Genomic DNA, 15,803 nt, shown 5'->3' with positions numbered 1-15,803 from the left:
AGGCTGGCGTGGTGACTGCCGTTCTACTCGCCGAAGACGACGACGCAATCGCTGCACCGCTGTCCCGCGCGCTGGGACGCGAAGGGTACGAGGTGACCGTCGAGGACAACGGTCCGGCCGCGCTCGAACAGGCACTGTCGGGCAGGTTCGAACTGCTCATCCTCGACCTCGGTCTGCCCGGGATGGACGGACTCGAGGTGTGTCGCCAGATCCGGGCGAGCCGCTCCGATCTGGCCGTGCTCATGCTCACCGCCCGCACCGACGAGGTCGACTTCGTCGTCGGTCTCGACGCCGGCGCCGACGACTACGTCGGCAAACCGTTCCGTCTCGCCGAGCTCATGGCGCGCGTGCGCGCACTGTTGCGCCGGCGCGGCGGACCGGAGAACGACGACATCGTGGACGTCGCCGGGATCCGGCTCGAACGGGCCGCCCGCCGTGTTCTCGTGGACGGCTCCGAGGTGACGCTCGCCAACAAGGAGTACGAGCTCCTGCGCGTGCTGCTCGAGCACGCGGGGCAGGTCGTCTCCCGCGACGCCATCCTCGAGGAGGTGTGGGGAGACGCCGACCTGCGCGGTTCCAAGACACTCGACATGCACATGTCGTGGTTGCGCCGCAAGATCGGCGACGAGGGGCCGGCCGGGGAACGTCGCATCGCCACGGTGCGCGGTGTCGGTTTCCGGCTGAACACCGACTAGCGTCTCCGGCGTGCGCAGCCGCATCCTCAACGCCGTCCTGGCGACCGTGTTGCTCGTCGCGCTGTTGCTCGGCATCCCGCTCGCCTACACGGCATTCCTGTTCGTCGAGGACACCGCCCGCCGCGACCTGCAGAACCGGCTCGAACGCATGGCCGACGAGATCATCGCCCAGGAGGGCACCGACGGATTCGTCGTCGGTGGCCTCGACACGAGCTCCCTGCGCCTGCTCGTCCCCACCGACGGGCGGGCCGTCGTGGTCTACCCGACACCCGAGAACGTCGCGGCGCGGCTGGACATCGGCACCCCTGTGCTCGAGGCGTCGATCGTCGAATCGTTGTCGATGGGAACGTCGGGCTCGCTGCTCATCGAGGTCCCCTCGGAGAGCATGCGCTCCCTGCAGCAGCAGGTGCTCGCCGCGGTGAGCCTGCTGGTGCTGCTGTCCGTCGCGGCCGGAGCGCTGGTCGCGGTGGCGACCGCCCGACGGCTCGCCGACCCGCTGCGCGACGTGGCGAACCGGGCGGCCCGTCTCGCCGAGGGCGACTTCCGCCCGGTGGCCCGGCGCCACGGTATCCCCGAACTCGATCGCGTCTCCGACGTCCTGGATTCGGCCGCCGTGGAGATCTCGCACCGCCTGCAGCGCGAGCACGCGCTCGTCGGCGACGTCTCGCACCAGCTCCGCTCCCGGATGACCGCGATCCGGCTGCGGCTCGACGAGCTGTCCACACACGACGATCCCGCCGTGGTGGAGGAGGCCGAGGCGGCCATGGCGCAGGTGGACCGGCTGACCACCGCGATCGACGGCCTCGTGCGCCAGTCCCGCGACAGCAGCGCCGACCAACGCACCGACGTCTCCGTGGTCGGCGAACTCACCGGGGTCGTCGCCGACTGGCGCGGCCCCTACGAGGAGGCGGGACGGGAGCTGGTGCTGCGCGGCGATCCGTCGTTGCGGGCGGCGGTCACCGGTTCGCGGTTGCGTGAAGCCGTGGCGGTGCTCGTCGACAACGCGCTCGTGCACGGAGGCGGCACGTGCACGGTCTCGGTCAGGCAGGTCGCGACCCGCGGCGACGCCACCGTGTGTGTCGAGGTGGCCGACGAGGGAGAGGGCGTCAGCGACGAGGTCGCGCCGTACGTCTTCGACCGCGGCTTCTCCGGCGGTGGGTCGACCGGGGTCGGGCTGGCGCTCGCGCGCGCCCTCGCTGAGGCGGACGGCGGTCGTCTCGAACTGCAACGACGCCGGCCCGCACTGTTCGCGCTGTTCCTCGGCGCGCCCCGCGATCGGGACGCCCCCGTGCCGAACGGCACGCGCGAACCGCGCTAGACCGTCATCCGGTCGGGACCGGTCGGGGTGCTCTGCTCAGGACGGGTCGGGGCTCAGGACGGTTCGGGCTCAGGACGGGTCGAGCTGCTGCTCGGAGGGTTCGTCGACGGGAGCGTCCGGAACCATCTCTTCCGGAAAGACGAACTTCTTGAAGCAGTAGAAGCGGAAGATCATCTGCAGCAGGTTGCCGATGATGTACGCGCTGACGAAGTCGGCGATGTTCTCCGTCGCGAGGCTCACCTCGGGTACGCGCAGGTTGAAGACATAACTCGAGATCCACAACGGGATGAACGAGAGCACGACGCCGATACCGCTGACGAAGAAGAACAGGAACGCCTCGTGGGCGCGCTCGCGGCCGCCGCGATTACGGAAGGACCATTCGCGGTTGAGGATGTACGAGCAGATCACCGCGACGACACCGGCGATGATCTTGGCGGTCACCGGCTTGTCGGACAGAATTGTGAGCTTGAGCGTGTAGAAGATCACCGAGTCGATCACGAAGGTGGTGCCGCCGACGATGGCGAATTTGATCAATTCGCGATGCCGGAGCAACAGCCCCCGGAAAGGCTGGGGAACTCTGCTCAACGCTTCATCGACGATTGTCACTTGGAGAAGTGTACGAAACGAAGATGTGAATTTCCGAAACCCGACCGCACATGTCGGCATTCCCACACCGCCGCGCGGGTCGTCCCGCAGCGTCGGCACACGCCGCAACGGGTCGGTGGGAGGTCCCTCGCCGCTCGGCAGGGGAGCAGCGGAACGACGCCACGACATGCTGTGACACCATGGACAGCCGTGACAGGCAGACCTGAATCGTCCCCCAGATCCGACACGCCCCGCACCCTGACGACGGGTATGCCGGTCGTCACGATGATCGGTGGTGGACAGCTCGCGCGGATGACCCATCAGGCGGCGATCGCGCTCGGTCAGACGCTGCGCGTCCTCGCCGGGAGCGTCGACGAACCCGCCGCGCAGGTCAGCCCGGACGTGGTGCTCGGCAGCCACGACGACCTCGACGCCCTCCGCCGCGCCGCGACCGGCGCGCACGCCCTCACCTTCGACCACGAGGGCGTACCGACCCGGCATCTCGAGGTCCTGCAGCGCGAAGGCGTCGCCGTGCTGCCGCCCCCGCAGGCCCTGATCTACGCCCAGGACAAGATCGCGATGCGCAAGCGGCTCGGTGAGCTCGGCGCACCGATGCCGAAGTTTGCGGAGATCACCTCCGTCGAGGACGCCCGCGCCGCCCTCGACACGCTCGGCGATCCGTACGTGCTCAAGGCCGCACGCGGCGGCTACGACGGCCGCGGCGTGTGGATCCTCGACGACCGCGCCGAACTCGAGAAGGTCGTCGCCGAGCAGCTAGCCGCAGGTGTCCCGCTCCTCGCCGAGGAGAAGGTCGAGTGGACTCGCGAACTGTCGGCGATGGTCGCGCGGTCCCCGTTCGGCCAGGGCGCGTCGTGGCCGGTCGTCGAGACCGTCCAGCGCGACGGCCAGTGCGCCGTCGTCATCGCACCCGCCCCGGATCTGCCCGAGGACGTCGCCACCGCCGCCGAGCAACTCGCGCTGCGCATCGCCGGAGAGCTCGGCGTCGTCGGTGTCATGGCGGTCGAGCTGTTCGAGACACGTTCCGGTGAGCTGATCGTCAACGAACTTGCGATGCGTCCGCACAACTCCGGGCACTGGGGCATGGACGGTGCTCGCACCGGCCAGTTCGAACAGCACCTGCGCGCCGTGCTCGACTACCCCCTCGGCGACACGAGCCCGATCGCCCCGGTGACAGTGATGGCGAACGTGCTCGGCGCGCCCGAGGCGCCGGCGATGAGCATGGACGAGCGGCTCCACCACCTGTTCGCCCGGATGCCCGACGTACACGTCCACCTCTACGGCAAGGGTGAGCGCAAGGACCGCAAGATCGGCCACGTCAACGTGCTCGGTGGGCCGTCCGGATCGATCGACGATCCCGAGTACGTCGCCGCCGTGCGTGACCGCGCGGAACGCGCGGCGCACTGGCTCTCGCACGCGGTGTGGACCGACGGTTGGAACGAACACACGGGAGAAAGCGGTGAGTGACGTGGCACAGGGTGCACAGGTCGGCCTGATCATGGGCAGCGACTCGGACTGGCCGACCATGCAGGCCGCTGCCGAGGCGCTGGTCGAGTTCGGGATCCGCTTCGAGGTGGGTGTCGTCTCGGCGCACCGCACGCCGCAGCGGATGCTCGACTACGCCAAGGACGCCGCCGGTCGCGGGATCAAGGTCATCATCGCGGGCGCCGGCGGCGCCGCCCACCTGCCCGGCATGGTGGCCTCGGCGACCCCGCTGCCGGTGATCGGTGTTCCGGTGCCGCTGAAGTACCTCGACGGTATGGACTCGCTCCTGTCGATCGTGCAGATGCCCGCCGGTGTCCCCGTCGCCACCGTCTCGATCGGCGGCGCCCGCAACGCGGGTCTGCTCGCCGCGCGCATCCTCGGTGCCTCCGATCCGGCGCTGCGCGAGCAGATGGAGAAGTTCCAGGCGGGTCTCGAGCAGATGGTGCTCGAGAAGGACGAGGCGCTGCGGCAGAAGCTGCTCGGCTGACGGAGCGTCGCCGTGCAGACGACCCCGCTGCTCGAACGCTGGAACCGGTGGGCCCGCGGGCACACCGGAGTGATCGACGGGGCGTTGGCCGCGGTGCTCGCCCTGTTCGGGGCCGCCCTGCACGTGGCGGACGCGCGATCGGTGGCGGGTCTGTTCGTCACCCTCGCGCTCACGCTGCCGCTGGCCTGTCGCAGGACCCGCCCGGTGGTGGCGGGTTCGCTCGTCGCGCTCGCCGCCTACGCGCACCTGCTCGTCCTGCCGGAGGTCCTGCCGATCTCGGCGATCGCGGTGCCGATCGCGGTGTACGCGCTCGCCGCCTACGCTCCGCGGTGGGCCGCCAACACCGCGCTGCCCGTCGCGGTCGCCGGCGGCGCACTCGCCGGGGTGCGCTATTTCGGCTACGACGGCCGCACCGCGCTCGAAGCGTTCGTGACGGCCACCTTCGTCGCGGTCTTCCTCGCCGGTGTGTGGGCGTTCGGCCGGGTCCGCGGGTTGCGGTTGCGCGAGATGGATTCGCTCACCGAGCGCAACCGGTTGCTCGAACTCGAACGTCTCAAGGAGGCCGAACTGGCCGCCACCCAGGAGCGCACCCGCATCGCCCGGGAGATGCACGACATCGTCGCGCACTCGCTCACGGCGATCATCGCGCAGGCCGACGGTGGTCGCTACGCCGCCGCGACGAACCCGGAGGCGGCCACGGGGGCGTTGACCACCATCGCCGAGACCGGGCGTCGCGCGCTGACCGACATGCGCGGGTTGCTGTCGGTGCTCCGTGAGGACACGCCCCGCGAGTTCACCACTACACCCGGGGTCGGCGACGTGCCGGCGCTCGTCGAGCAGATGCGCACGAGCGGGCTCGAGGTCGAGTTCTCGGTCGACGGGCAGAGCCGCGAGGTGCCCGAGGGACTGGGACTGTCGGTCTACCGGATCGTGCAGGAATCGCTCACCAACGTCCTCAAGCACGCGGGTCCCCGCGCCCGCACCCACGTCCGTCTCGACTGGCGGCCCGACACGCTCGTCGTCGAGATCGTCGACGACGGCAGGGGAGCGGCGGCGCTCGTCGAGGCCCGCCCGGGTGGGCAGGGGCTGACCGGTATCGAGGAGCGGGCCCGGCTGCACGGCGGTCGCGCGGCGGCCGGTCCGAGGGACGGTGGCGGCTACCGGGTCCGTGCCGAACTGCCCGCACCGGCGGTCTCCCCCTAGGGTGGCGTCCGTGACCGAACCCGCCCGCGACACCCGCCCCGACACGACCATCCGTGTTGGGCTCGTCGACGACCAGCAGCTCGTGCGCGCCGGTTTCCGCATGGTGCTCGAATCGCAGCCGGACATCGAGGTCGTCGTCGAGGCGTCCGACGGTGAGGCCGCCGTCGCCGAACTCGAACGGGTTCGCGCCGACGTCGTGCTGATGGACGTGCAGATGCCGCGGGTCGACGGCATCTCGGCGACGCGGTCGCTGCTGCGCTCCGCCGACGCGCCGAAGGTCGTGGTGCTCACCACCTTCGACAACGACGACTACGTCGTCCAGGCGATCGCCGCCGGTGCGAGCGGCTTCCTGCTCAAGGACGCGCCGCCCGAGGACCTGCTGGCCGCGGTACGGACGGTGCACCGCGGTGACGCCGTGATGGCCCCGCGCGCGACCCGCTCACTGCTGCACCACGTCTCGCCGTTGCTCGACGGTGCGGAGCGGCGCGCGGTGCCGGTCGCGGTGCCCGAGGATCTGACCCCGCGCGAACTCGAGGTGCTCGTCGCGATGGCGCACGGCCTGACCAACGGGGAGATCGCCGAGCGGTTCGTGCTCTCCGAGACGACCGTCAAGACCCACGTGGGCCGGGTGCTGGCGAAGACGGGATCGCGCGACCGCGTGCAGGCGGTGCTGTTCGCCTTCCGCGCCGGTCTCGTGCATCCCGACGATCTGCTCGGCTCGGGGGAGTAGGACCGTGGTGCCATCCCGGAGACGACCGGTCCTCCCGGGGGAGGACACCGGGGCGGCGAAGATCGACTCGCGGGTCGATGTGCGTGCGCCGCATCGTTTCTAGCGTCGAAGCATGACTTCGATCAGCTCTTTCGTACCGGTATGTTCGGCTCAGGGGGTCGTCCGCGTCTACGGCCGCGGCGACGCCGAGGTGCGTGCCCTCGACGGGGTGTCCATCGCCTTCGAGCGGGGACGCTTCACCGCGATCATGGGACCGTCCGGATCCGGCAAGTCGACGCTCATGCACGCCCTCGCCGGTCTCGACGGTGTCGATTCCGGGCGCGTGATCCTCCACGGTGACGGCCGCCGCGCCGACGTCGAGATCAGCACCGCCCCCGATGCGGTGCTCACCGAACTGCGCCGCGACCGCATCGGTTTCGTCTTCCAAGCGTTCAATCTGCTGCCCGTGCTCACCGCCCGCGACAACATCCTGCTGCCGATGCGGCTGGCAGGCTCGCGCCCGGCGCCGGACTGGTTCGACGAGGTGACCGGCAGGCTCGGTCTGACCGACCGGCTCGACCATCTTCCCCACGAGATGTCCGGCGGTCAGCAGCAACGCGTCGCCGTAGCGCGGGCGCTCCTGCCGCAGCCCGACGTGATCTTCGCGGACGAACCCACCGGAAACCTCGACTCGCAGTCCGGCGCGGAGGTGCTCTCCATGCTCCGGTCGAGCGTGCGGGAGACCGGCCAGACCGTGGTGATGGTGACGCACGATCCGGTCGCGGCCTCCTACTCCGATCGGGTGGTGCTGCTCGCCGACGGTCGGCTCGCCGGTGAGATCGCGCAACCCACAGCGGATTCGGTGCTCGATGCGCTTCGCGACCTGCGCACCTCCCGAACGGTGGTGCCGGTCCGATGAGGCATCTCGTCCTGGCCCAGGCCCGCGCCCATCGGGGGCGGTACGTCGCGTCCGCGCTGGCGGTCTTCGTCGCGGTCGCGTTCGTCGTCACGACCCTCGTGCTCGGCGACACGGTGAGCGCGTCGGTCTCGAAATCCACCGCGGCCCGGTACGAGGGGGTCGCGGCCGTCGCTCTTCCCGTCGACTCCACCGTCGCACCCGACGAGGTGCTCACGCTGGTCGCCACGACACCGGGAGTCGAGGCGGCGGCGCTCGACGTCAGCGGTCCCGTCCGGCTGATCGGCGCCGACGGGTCGTCCTCGAACGGCACCGCGACGAGCATCGCACCCGAGGGCGCCCTGCGGTGGCAGCAACTCGGGGACGGCCGCTGGCCGTCGAACCCGGGTGAGGTGGCCGTCGGCTCGTCGTCCGGCCGGGCGATCGGTGACGAGATCACCGTCGCCGACCTGACGGGTTCCGTGCCCCCGACCACCGTGGAGGTCGTCGGCGTCGTCGATCTCGACGGATCGCCGCTCGCCCTGAGCCCGGGATCGGTCTTCGTCGACGTCGCACAGGTGCGGTCGTGGTCCGGCGATACGACGGATTGGGAGGTCCGTGCCGTCGGTGACGCCGACGCCGTGCGAGCGGCACTTGCGCCGATGCCGGGTGTCGACGTCGTGCCGGGTGCCGATCGCGCCACGGCGGTCGCCGACGGCTATGTCGGGGACGTCGCCCTGCTGCGCAACGTCCTGCTGTGCTTCGCGGCGATCTCGGTGGTCGTGGCCGGCCTGGTCATCGCGAACACCTTCTCCGTCCTGCTCGCCGCGCGCACCCGCGAACTGGCCCTGATGCGCTGCGTCGGCGTGACGTCCGCCCAGATCCGGCGCAGTGTCCGCGGTGAGGCGTTCGTCGTCGGTCTCGTCGCGGCCGTCCTCGGCGTGCTCGGCGGGACCGGACTCGCCGCGGCCGTGGTGGCCGTCGCGCAGGCCGTGGACGCCCCGCTCCCGCTCACATCGATCTCGGTGACGACCACGACGGTGCTCGCGGGTCTGATCGTGGGAACGGGCATGACGGTGGTCGCCGCGAACGGCGCCGCGCGTGCGGCGACCCGCGTGCGGGCGCTCGCGGCCCTGCAGCCCCTCGAGACCCGCCCCGAACCGGTACGCGACTCGTGGGTGCGCCGCATCTGCGCCGCGCTGGCGATCCTCGGCGGCACGGCACTGCTCGGGCTCGGGGTCGTCATGGCGAACGTGCTCGTCGCATGCCCCGGCGGACTGCTGCTGTTCGTCGGTGTCGTGCTCGCCTCCCGCCGTCTCGTGCCCGCCGCGGTCGGTGCGGTGGGGGACGTGCTCGCCCGTGCCGGTGGTCCGCTCGCGGCGCTCGCCGCGGGCAACGCGCGGCGCAATCCTCGCCGCACCGCGTCGACGGCCACCGCGCTGTTCATCGGTGTGACGTTGACCTCGACCCTCGTCGTGGGGATCGGCACGCTCAAGGGCGGTGCGCCCGACGTGATCGACGAGAACTTCCCCGTCGACATGGCCGTGACCGCGCCCGAACGCGACGGTCTCGCACCGGAGGTGATCGAGCGGCTGACGGCGGTCGACCGGGTGCACAGCGGAGCCGAGCTCGCCACCGTCGACCTCATGATCGGTGGCACGGAGGCGTCGGTCCTCGGCGTCGATCCCGCGGCGATGGCCTCGACCGTCCGGACGGACGTGCGGCTTCCCGAGGCTGGGACGATCGTGCTCGAACGGTCCCTGGCGAGATCGGTGGGCGTGGACGACGGAGCTGTCGTGACCGTCGGTGGCCCGGTGGGCGCACGCGAGCTGACCGTCGCCACGACGGAGATCGGGATGCCCGACATGATCGAGTGGAGCGATCTGACCGCCGTCGCCGGTCCCGTCACGGCGGACACCCTGTGGCTGAAACTCGATCGGGGACTGTCGGACGAGGACCTCGTCGCGGTCTCCGACGACCTGTCGCGGATCGCCGCGGCCGAGGTTCCGGGCAGTGACGTGGTCGGTGCGGTGCAGATGCGGCAGATGCTCGAGAAGATTCTCGACACGATGCTGCTGATCGTCGGCGGGCTGCTGTCCGTGGCTGTGGTGATCGCCCTGATCGGCGTGGGCAACACGATGGCGTTGTCGGTGCTCGAGCGGCGACGGGAGACCGCGATGCTGCGCTCGGTCGGTCTCTCGCGGGCCGGTGTGCGGAGTCTGCTGGTGCGGGAGGCGTCGATCATCGCCGGCGTGGCGTCGCTGCTCGGCGTGGTGCTCGGTCTGCTGCTCGGTGCGGCCGGCACGGCCTCGGTGATCGGCACGGGTCACATCGAATTCGGGGCGGTGCCGTGGTGGCAGCTCGCAGCGATCGTCCTGGTGGGCGGTCTCGCGGGTGTGGTGGCGTCGCTCGTCCCCGCCCAGCGCGCGAGCCGGGTGTCGCCGGTCGCGGCGATGGCCGGGTGACCGGGGGAACTCAGTCCTCGCCGGGCGGGCGGATGTGGGCCGGTCGGGTCCACGGTGCCCCGGACAGCCGCTCGATGTCGGTGTTGAACCGCTCGAGATAGCGGGCGAACCGCGTCACGTCCTCGGCGTCCCAGTCGACCAGAACGCGCTCGAGTCCTTCGACGGCTCGGGCGCGTTCGTCGTCGAGTCGACGTTCACCCTCATCCGTGATCCGGAACTTGCGGGCGATACCGCCGTCCGGGTCGGGGATGCGCTCAGCGAGTCCCGACTTCAACAGGACCGCGGTCTGCCGGTTCACAGTGGAGGCGTCGAGACCGAATGCCTCGCTGAGCTGTCCGATGGTCATCGGTCCCTGGGCCCACAACCGGCTCAGCATCGTGTAGGCGCTGCGATCGAGGTGCCCGGCGTCGCGCCGGCGCGGCCCGAAGAAGGTGAGATGCCGCCCCAGGAGCATGATTTCGAACTCGATCAGGTGCGTCGGCTTGTCCATGTGTGCGCTTCATCACTCCTAGGCGGGTCGGTGTCCATTATGGGCGTTCCCGCGTTGACCGACGGATATGCATCATGCATACCATGTGCGCCATACACATTCTTGCCGGTGGAACCGGCGCATTTCGTCGATCACGGAGTCGTACATGTCGGAGTCACCCGGGGCGCAGCAGGTGCGCTCCTCCCTGCTGGTGGGGGTCCTCGCTTTCACCGGTATCGTCGGCGCGCTCACCCAGACGCTGGTCGTGCCGCTCATCGCCCAGCTGCCCGCCATCCTGAACACGTCCTCGTCCAATGCGTCCTGGGTCATCACCGTCACCCTGCTCACCGGTGCCGTGGCCACGCCCGTCGTCGGACGCCTCGGTGACATGTACGGCAAGCGACGGATGCTGTTGATCTGCACGGTGCCGCTCGTTCTCGGCTCGGTTCTGTGCGCCATGGCGTCGTCGCTCGTGCCGATGCTGATCGGCCGCGGCCTGCAGGGCCTCGGCGTCGGTCTGATCCCCCTGGGCATCAGCCTGTTGCGTGACGCGCTCCCTCCCGAGCGTCTGCACTCCTCGATCGCGCTGATGAGCGCCTCGATGGGTATCGGTGGCGCGCTCGGCCTCCCGATCGCCGCCGCGGTCGCCCAGAACGCCAGCTGGCGCGCCCTCTTCTGGGCCACTGGCGTGCTGAGCGCCGTGGTCTTCGTCCTGCTGTGGCGGGTGGCTCCCCAGGGGCGTGGCACGGGCAGCACCGCCCGCTTCGACGTGGTGGGTGCGCTCGGCCTCGGAACGGCTCTGACCTGCCTGCTGCTCGCGATCTCGAAGGGCGGCGACTGGGGGTGGACGAGCTCGACGACCCTCGATCTGTTCGCCGCGGCCGTCGTCGTCCTGCTGGTCTGGGGTTGGTGGGAACTGCGCCGCTCCGAGCCGCTCGTCGATCTGCGGGTCGCGGCGCGGCTCCCGGTCCTGTTGACCAACTGCGCCTCGGTCGTCGTGGGCTTCGGCATGTACGCGCAGTCGCTGATCGTCCCGCAGCTGCTCCAGCTGCCGGCCGAGACCGGCTACGGCCTGGGCCAGTCGATGCTGGCGATGGGTCTGTGGATGGCTCCCGGCGGGCTCATGATGATGCTCGTCTCGCCGATCGGAGGGAAGCTCTCGTCGAAGCGCGGACCGAAGGTCACGCTCTTCGTGGGCTGCCTGATCATCGCGCTCGGATACGGCTCGTCGATCGTCCTCATGGGGTCGACCTGGGGCCTGCTCGTCGTCACCGCGATCTGCAGCACCGGCGTCGGCTTCGCGTACGGTGCGATGCCCGCACTGATCATGTCGGCCGTGCCGCAGTCCGAGACGGCCTCCGCCAACAGCGTCAACTCGCTCATGCGCTCGATGGGCACGTCGATCTCGGCTGCCGTGGTGGGTGTGGTGCTGTCGCAGATGAGCGTGCAGGCCGCCGGCTACAGCATCCCGACCGAGGCCGGATTCCGTACCGGTCTGCTCATCGGGTGCGGCGTCGCGCTGGTGGCCGCCGCGATCACGCTGACGATCCCGGTCGTCCGCCGCAAGGATCTCCACGCCGTCGACGAGAACGTGCCCGCGAAGGTCTGAGCGGGCACGGCGGAGATCCGAAACGGCATGGCCGGCGTAGGCTCGAGCCGTGTCGGGACGGGAACGGAAGCGTGCCAGGGTGATACGCGCATCGCGCGGCGTCCCGTCGGCACGTTTCGTCACCGCACTCGCGACGATGTGGGGCAGGGCCTGGGGCGGCTCGGTGTCCTTCGACGACGAGTACGGACTGTTCGTCTGCAGCGGTATGCGCGGTGGTTTCGCGCGCGGCGGCACCACCGTCGGCGGTGTCTTCCTCACCCGCATACGACCCACACGCGCGCTGCTGCGCCACGAAGCCGTGCACGCGGACCAGTGGGCCCGCCACGGCATCGGCTTCGCGGCGCGTTATCTGTGGGAGGAACTCCGCAACCCGGGATCCCGCAACAGGTTCGAGATCGAGGCGGGACTCGCCGACGGCGGCTACCGCGAGGAGCGCGGGATCACCCGTCCAGACGAACCGTGATCTTCTCGCTCGCCACGCGGCGTTCGGTGGCTTCGGGATCGGGATTGCTCACCTGCACCAGCGACGCCCGGGCCGCGAGCACCGCGAGCAGTCCGGCGACGAGATCGTCGGGCTGCGACCACGACCGGGAGGACAACACGCGGTCGCCGCTGCCGATACCCGCCGCCGACGCCGACTCGGTGGCGGCGGTGAGCACATCCGACTGTGAACGTCCGGCGAGCACCGCATCGGCCGCACCGGAGGACCGGAACTGGTCGCCGTGCATCCGCACGTCCGTCGCGTAGTCCGTGATCCCGGGCGGCAGGTCGCGGACGGGGGCACCGAATGCGTCGAGCGACAACGCCGCGACCTCGGCGACCGTGTCGACCTCGTCCAGCCGGTCGGGGGTGACGAGCGCGAGGTCGGCGTCGGGGTCGGCCTCGAGCACCACCTCGGCGCCGGCCCACCACGCACCGAGCAGCACCGCTGCGCTCTGCCAGTGGGCGGGCAGCAGCACCGCGACGCGACCGCCGGGAAGAATCCCGAACTGGTCGCGGATCATGTTGGCCGTCTTGGCGGCCCAGTTGGCGAGGGTGAGCGCCGACAGTTCGATACGCGCGCCGGTCGCGTCGTCGTACCAGGTGATCCGCGGACCCGCCGGATCTTCGGCGAGGATCGGATCGAGCAGTGCGTCGGTCAGGGTGGTCACGATGTCCTTCTTCTCGGCTGTCAGTTCACGCAGCGCGGGCCGTCGGAGCCCGCATCGATGGGTGGTGCGGAGGGAGCCGGGGTGGCGGTGCCACCGGCCGGGCTCACCCCGATGTCGGAGGCGGATGCGGCGGTGGACGAACCGGAGTACGACGACGAGCCGGGGCCGGTGTAGTCGCCTGCGAGCACGACCCGCACCGTGCCGGCCGGGAGCGAGGGGTCAGACCCGGTGGCGAGACCACCGAGCGCCGCGGCCACCGCACGAGTCTCGTCGGAGTCCTCGTCGGCACCGAAGACCGTCGACGTGCCCACACCGGAACCGGTGTAGTTGCCCACCTCGCCCTCGACGTAGCCCTCCTCGGACAGGGCCGCGGACACCTGGGAGGCCAGGCCGGACACGGATCCGGCGTTCGCGACATCGACCGTGACGGTCGACGCGTCGATGTCGGGGGCGGGCACCGGGGTCGAGGTGGTCTCGCTGCCGTCCGGTTCGCGGCCGATCAGCTCGGCGACGAAGGAGCGAACCTCGTCCGGATCGACCTGCACGACCGACTCGCCGTAATCGGTCATCGCGTTGATGTCCTGTACAGGGATCGTCGAGAAGGTCACGTCGCCACCGGCAAGGCCCTGCAGCTGGGTCGCCAGCGCCATGATGTCCCAATCGGAGTCGAGCACCACTGAACGTTGCACTGCGGCGGTCAGCTGACTCACCTTCGACGGGTTGGACAGCGTCTTGGCGCTGAGGACCTTCTGAGCCAGCGATGCCATGAACACCTGCTGCCGCACGATCCGGTCGAGATCGCCGCGCGGCAGGTCGTGACGCTGGCGGACGAAGCTCAGTGCGTCCGAACCCTGCAGGGTCTGTACACCGGCGTCGAAACGGGCGCCCGACAGCGGCTCGTCCACCGGTGCGTTCAGGCACACGTCGACACCGCCGACGGCGTCGGTGAGCAGCACGAAGCCGAGGAGTCCGACCTCGGCGTAATGGTCCACCGTCACACCCGTCAGGTCGGCGACCGACTCGATGAGCGCCTCCCGGCCCGCCTGGGTCGATTCGTTCTCGAGTTCGGTCTCGGTCGCGTCGGCGTCGGCTTCGACGAGCTCGGCGCGCCGGTTCGCCTTCGTGGCGCCGTACGCCGCGTTGATCTTCGACATCCCGATCTCGGGCACCTCGACGTAGGTGTCGCGGGGGATCGACATCGCCGTGGCCGACCGGCCGTCGTTCGGCACTCGGAGCAGGATGATCGTGTCGGTGTTGTTCGCCACTTCCTCACCCGCGCGCAACGCGTCGAGCTCGCGCTGGGAGAGGGGATTGCCGTGCGCATCGGTGCGGCTGTCCGTGCCCACCAGCAGGATGTCGACGGCGCCGTCCTCCCCGCCGCCGAGGGCCAGGCCGCGGACCGAGGCCAACGACGACTGCAGCGCGTCGACGCTGCGCCAGGCAACGCCGGTGACGACCAGCACCAGGCACGCCGCGATCGCGACGGCGATCTGCCACGGCCTGCCGCTGTACACCCGCGCCTCCGCCGGTGTTCCGGGGCTGCGGGAGGGCGGCTCGCGCCGGGCGGTACGCCGCGACTGTCGAGGGCCGGGATCCGACCCGTACCTGCCGTCGGCAGCTGTCGGATCGCCCGCGCGGGGGCGACGTCCCGTCGGGTCGGGACGTCGGCCGGTGCGGCGACGCGGCTCTGGCGGCACCTGGTACTCCTCCTGTGGCTGGTACGGGGTCTGTGTCTGTAGCTCTCGGTTGAAGGCTACTGGTGGGGACGCTTGCTCGGCGCGCACCACTCCGGCGTGCCAGACTTCTCCGAGTGCGTAGCGTTCTCGTCACCGGAGCCCGTGGCCAGCTCGGCCGTCATCTCGTGAACCGCGGCACTGCGGCGGGGATCCCGATCCGCGGTGTCGGATCGACCGAGGTCGACATCACCGATCCGCAGGCCGTGGCCGCCGCCGTCGAACCGGGCTCCGTGGTGATCAATGCCGCCGCGTACACCGCCGTCGACGCGGCCGAGACCGACGAGGACCGAGCCGCTGTGGTGAACGGCACGGGCCCGGGTGTGCTGGCCGCCGTCTGTGCCGACAAGGGTGCCCGTCTCGTCCATGTCTCCACCGACTACGTCTTCGCCGGCGACGCGACCGAGCCCTACCGGGTGGACGCCCCGCCCGGCCCGCGCACGGCCTACGGCCGCACGAAACTCGCAGGTGAGAGGAAGGTGCTCGAGGCGCTGCCCACCGCGCACGTCGTGCGTACCGCCTGGGTGTACACCGGCGACGGCAACGACTTCGTCGCCACCATGCGGCGACTCGAGGGCGAACGCGACACCCTGCGCGTCGTCGACGACCAGCGTGGCTGCCCCACCTACGCCCGCGACCTGGCGGACGGCCTGCTCGAACTCGCCTCCCGCGCCGACGGGATCCCCGGCGGGATCCTGCACGCGACGAACGTCGGGGAAGCGACCTGGTTCGACCTCGCCCGGGCGGTCTTCGAGGAGATCGGCGCCGATCCGGAGCGGGTGCACCCGTGCAGCAGCGACGAGTTCGTCCGGCCCGCGCCCCGGCCCGCCTACTCGGTGCTCGACGACAGCGCCTGGGTCGGCGCCGGCCTGACCCCCTTGCGTCCGTGGCGGGAGGCGCTGCACGAGGCGATCGCCGGTGACGGAACCGTGCCGCCTGCACGATGACATCCGACGAAGCGGCCCGTGAGGTGTCGCACAC

Annotated in this window: 15 protein-coding genes; 11 read left to right on the top strand and 4 right to left on the bottom strand. The window is 70.6% G+C overall.

Translation table 11 applies throughout. From position 1 onward, the window contains the following. The first annotated feature begins 11 nt into the window (after positions 1-11). Positions 12-695 (top strand): response regulator transcription factor, encoded by a 684-nt coding sequence (locus CKW34_RS16640; RefSeq protein ID WP_059382393.1) that lies wholly within the window; start codon positions 12-14, stop codon positions 693-695. A 10-nt stretch (positions 696-705) separates the two neighbouring features. After that, positions 706-2,013: a sensor histidine kinase gene (locus tag CKW34_RS16635; protein WP_059382280.1), complete on the top strand. Its 1,308-nt coding sequence runs from the start codon at positions 706-708 to the stop codon at positions 2,011-2,013. A 69-nt stretch (positions 2,014-2,082) separates the two neighbouring features. Here the strand turns inward: CKW34_RS16635 and CKW34_RS16630 are convergent, their stop codons facing one another. Beyond that, positions 2,083-2,619, bottom strand: coding sequence for a GtrA family protein (locus CKW34_RS16630; RefSeq protein ID WP_059382279.1), 537 nt, complete (start codon positions 2,617-2,619; stop codon positions 2,083-2,085). A gap of 189 nt (positions 2,620-2,808) precedes the next feature. Between CKW34_RS16630 and CKW34_RS16625 the strand changes: the two genes are divergently transcribed. The 6 genes from CKW34_RS16625 (at position 2,809) to CKW34_RS16600 (ending at position 9,860) form a co-directional block, all read left to right on the top strand. After that, entirely contained in the window at positions 2,809-4,083 is a 1,275-nt protein-coding gene (locus CKW34_RS16625; protein ID WP_059382278.1) for a 5-(carboxyamino)imidazole ribonucleotide synthase, read from the top strand. Positions 4,084-4,114: 31 nt separating this feature from the next. Then, positions 4,115-4,588, top strand: a complete 474-nt coding sequence (gene purE / locus CKW34_RS16620; protein WP_050993434.1) for a 5-(carboxyamino)imidazole ribonucleotide mutase — start codon at positions 4,115-4,117, stop codon at positions 4,586-4,588. Positions 4,589-4,600: 12 nt separating this feature from the next. Next, positions 4,601-5,791, top strand: coding sequence for a sensor histidine kinase (locus CKW34_RS16615; protein ID WP_059382277.1), 1,191 nt, complete (start codon positions 4,601-4,603; stop codon positions 5,789-5,791). A 100-nt stretch (positions 5,792-5,891) separates the two neighbouring features. Further along, complete coding sequence (locus CKW34_RS16610) at positions 5,892-6,521, top strand: response regulator (RefSeq protein ID WP_228525194.1); 630 nt, start codon at positions 5,892-5,894, stop codon at positions 6,519-6,521. A gap of 112 nt (positions 6,522-6,633) precedes the next feature. Then, a complete protein-coding gene (locus CKW34_RS16605) occupies positions 6,634-7,419 on the top strand; it encodes an ABC transporter ATP-binding protein (protein ID WP_059382275.1) in 786 nt (261 codons plus the stop codon). Continuing rightward, positions 7,416-9,860, top strand: a complete 2,445-nt coding sequence (locus tag CKW34_RS16600; protein ID WP_059382274.1) for an FtsX-like permease family protein — start codon at positions 7,416-7,418, stop codon at positions 9,858-9,860. The genes CKW34_RS16605 and CKW34_RS16600 overlap by 4 nt, the downstream gene beginning before the upstream one ends. A gap of 10 nt (positions 9,861-9,870) precedes the next feature. Here CKW34_RS16600 and CKW34_RS16595 read toward each other — a convergent pair whose 3' ends face one another. Beyond that, positions 9,871-10,350: a MarR family winged helix-turn-helix transcriptional regulator gene (locus CKW34_RS16595; RefSeq protein ID WP_059382273.1), complete on the bottom strand. Its 480-nt coding sequence runs from the start codon at positions 10,348-10,350 to the stop codon at positions 9,871-9,873. A 145-nt stretch (positions 10,351-10,495) separates the two neighbouring features. Between CKW34_RS16595 and CKW34_RS16590 the strand changes: the two genes are divergently transcribed. Continuing rightward, the gene (locus CKW34_RS16590; RefSeq protein WP_059382272.1) at positions 10,496-11,938 is read left to right on the top strand and encodes an MFS transporter; all 1,443 of its coding nucleotides are present in this window, start codon (positions 10,496-10,498) and stop codon (positions 11,936-11,938) included. A gap of 136 nt (positions 11,939-12,074) precedes the next feature. After that, entirely contained in the window at positions 12,075-12,401 is a 327-nt protein-coding gene (locus tag CKW34_RS16585; protein ID WP_080968252.1) for a hypothetical protein, read from the top strand. Here the strand turns inward: CKW34_RS16585 and CKW34_RS16580 are convergent. Together CKW34_RS16580 and CKW34_RS16575 are read right to left on the bottom strand one after the other, a co-directional pair. Continuing rightward, on the bottom strand, positions 12,379-13,089 hold the full coding sequence (locus tag CKW34_RS16580; RefSeq protein ID WP_059382271.1) for a TIGR03089 family protein: 711 nt from the start codon (positions 13,087-13,089) through the stop codon (positions 12,379-12,381). The two genes, CKW34_RS16585 and CKW34_RS16580, sit on opposite strands and share 23 nt — an antisense overlap. A gap of 20 nt (positions 13,090-13,109) precedes the next feature. Next, on the bottom strand, positions 13,110-14,603 hold the full coding sequence (locus CKW34_RS16575; RefSeq protein ID WP_059382270.1) for an LCP family protein: 1,494 nt from the start codon (positions 14,601-14,603) through the stop codon (positions 13,110-13,112). A gap of 296 nt (positions 14,604-14,899) precedes the next feature. Here CKW34_RS16575 and rfbD point away from each other — a divergent pair, with 296 nt between their 5' ends. Continuing rightward, complete coding sequence (gene rfbD, locus CKW34_RS16570; protein ID WP_059382269.1) at positions 14,900-15,769, top strand: dTDP-4-dehydrorhamnose reductase; 870 nt, start codon at positions 14,900-14,902, stop codon at positions 15,767-15,769. The last annotated feature ends 34 nt before the right edge of the window (positions 15,770-15,803 follow it).

It is taken from the genome of Rhodococcus rhodochrous (genome assembly GCF_900187265.1).
Classification (GTDB): Bacteria; Actinomycetota; Actinomycetes; order Mycobacteriales; family Mycobacteriaceae; genus Rhodococcus; species Rhodococcus rhodochrous.
The sequence above is the reverse complement of the archived record's forward strand: the minus strand, read 5'-3'. Positions and strand labels throughout refer to the sequence as shown.

Coding starts and splice junctions, on each gene's coding strand:
- purE (WP_050993434.1), top strand. CDS start 4,115: ATGGGCAGCGACTCGGACTGGCCGACCATGCAGGCCGCTGCCGAGGCG.
- CKW34_RS16585 (WP_080968252.1), top strand. CDS start 12,075: ATGTGGGGCAGGGCCTGGGGCGGCTCGGTGTCCTTCGACGACGAGTAC.
- CKW34_RS16590 (WP_059382272.1), top strand. CDS start 10,496: ATGTCGGAGTCACCCGGGGCGCAGCAGGTGCGCTCCTCCCTGCTGGTG.
- CKW34_RS16600 (WP_059382274.1), top strand. CDS start 7,416: ATGAGGCATCTCGTCCTGGCCCAGGCCCGCGCCCATCGGGGGCGGTAC.
- CKW34_RS16610 (WP_228525194.1), top strand. CDS start 5,892: ATGGTGCTCGAATCGCAGCCGGACATCGAGGTCGTCGTCGAGGCGTCC.
- CKW34_RS16605 (WP_059382275.1), top strand. CDS start 6,634: ATGACTTCGATCAGCTCTTTCGTACCGGTATGTTCGGCTCAGGGGGTC.
- CKW34_RS16595 (WP_059382273.1), bottom strand. CDS start 10,350: ATGGACAAGCCGACGCACCTGATCGAGTTCGAAATCATGCTCCTGGGG.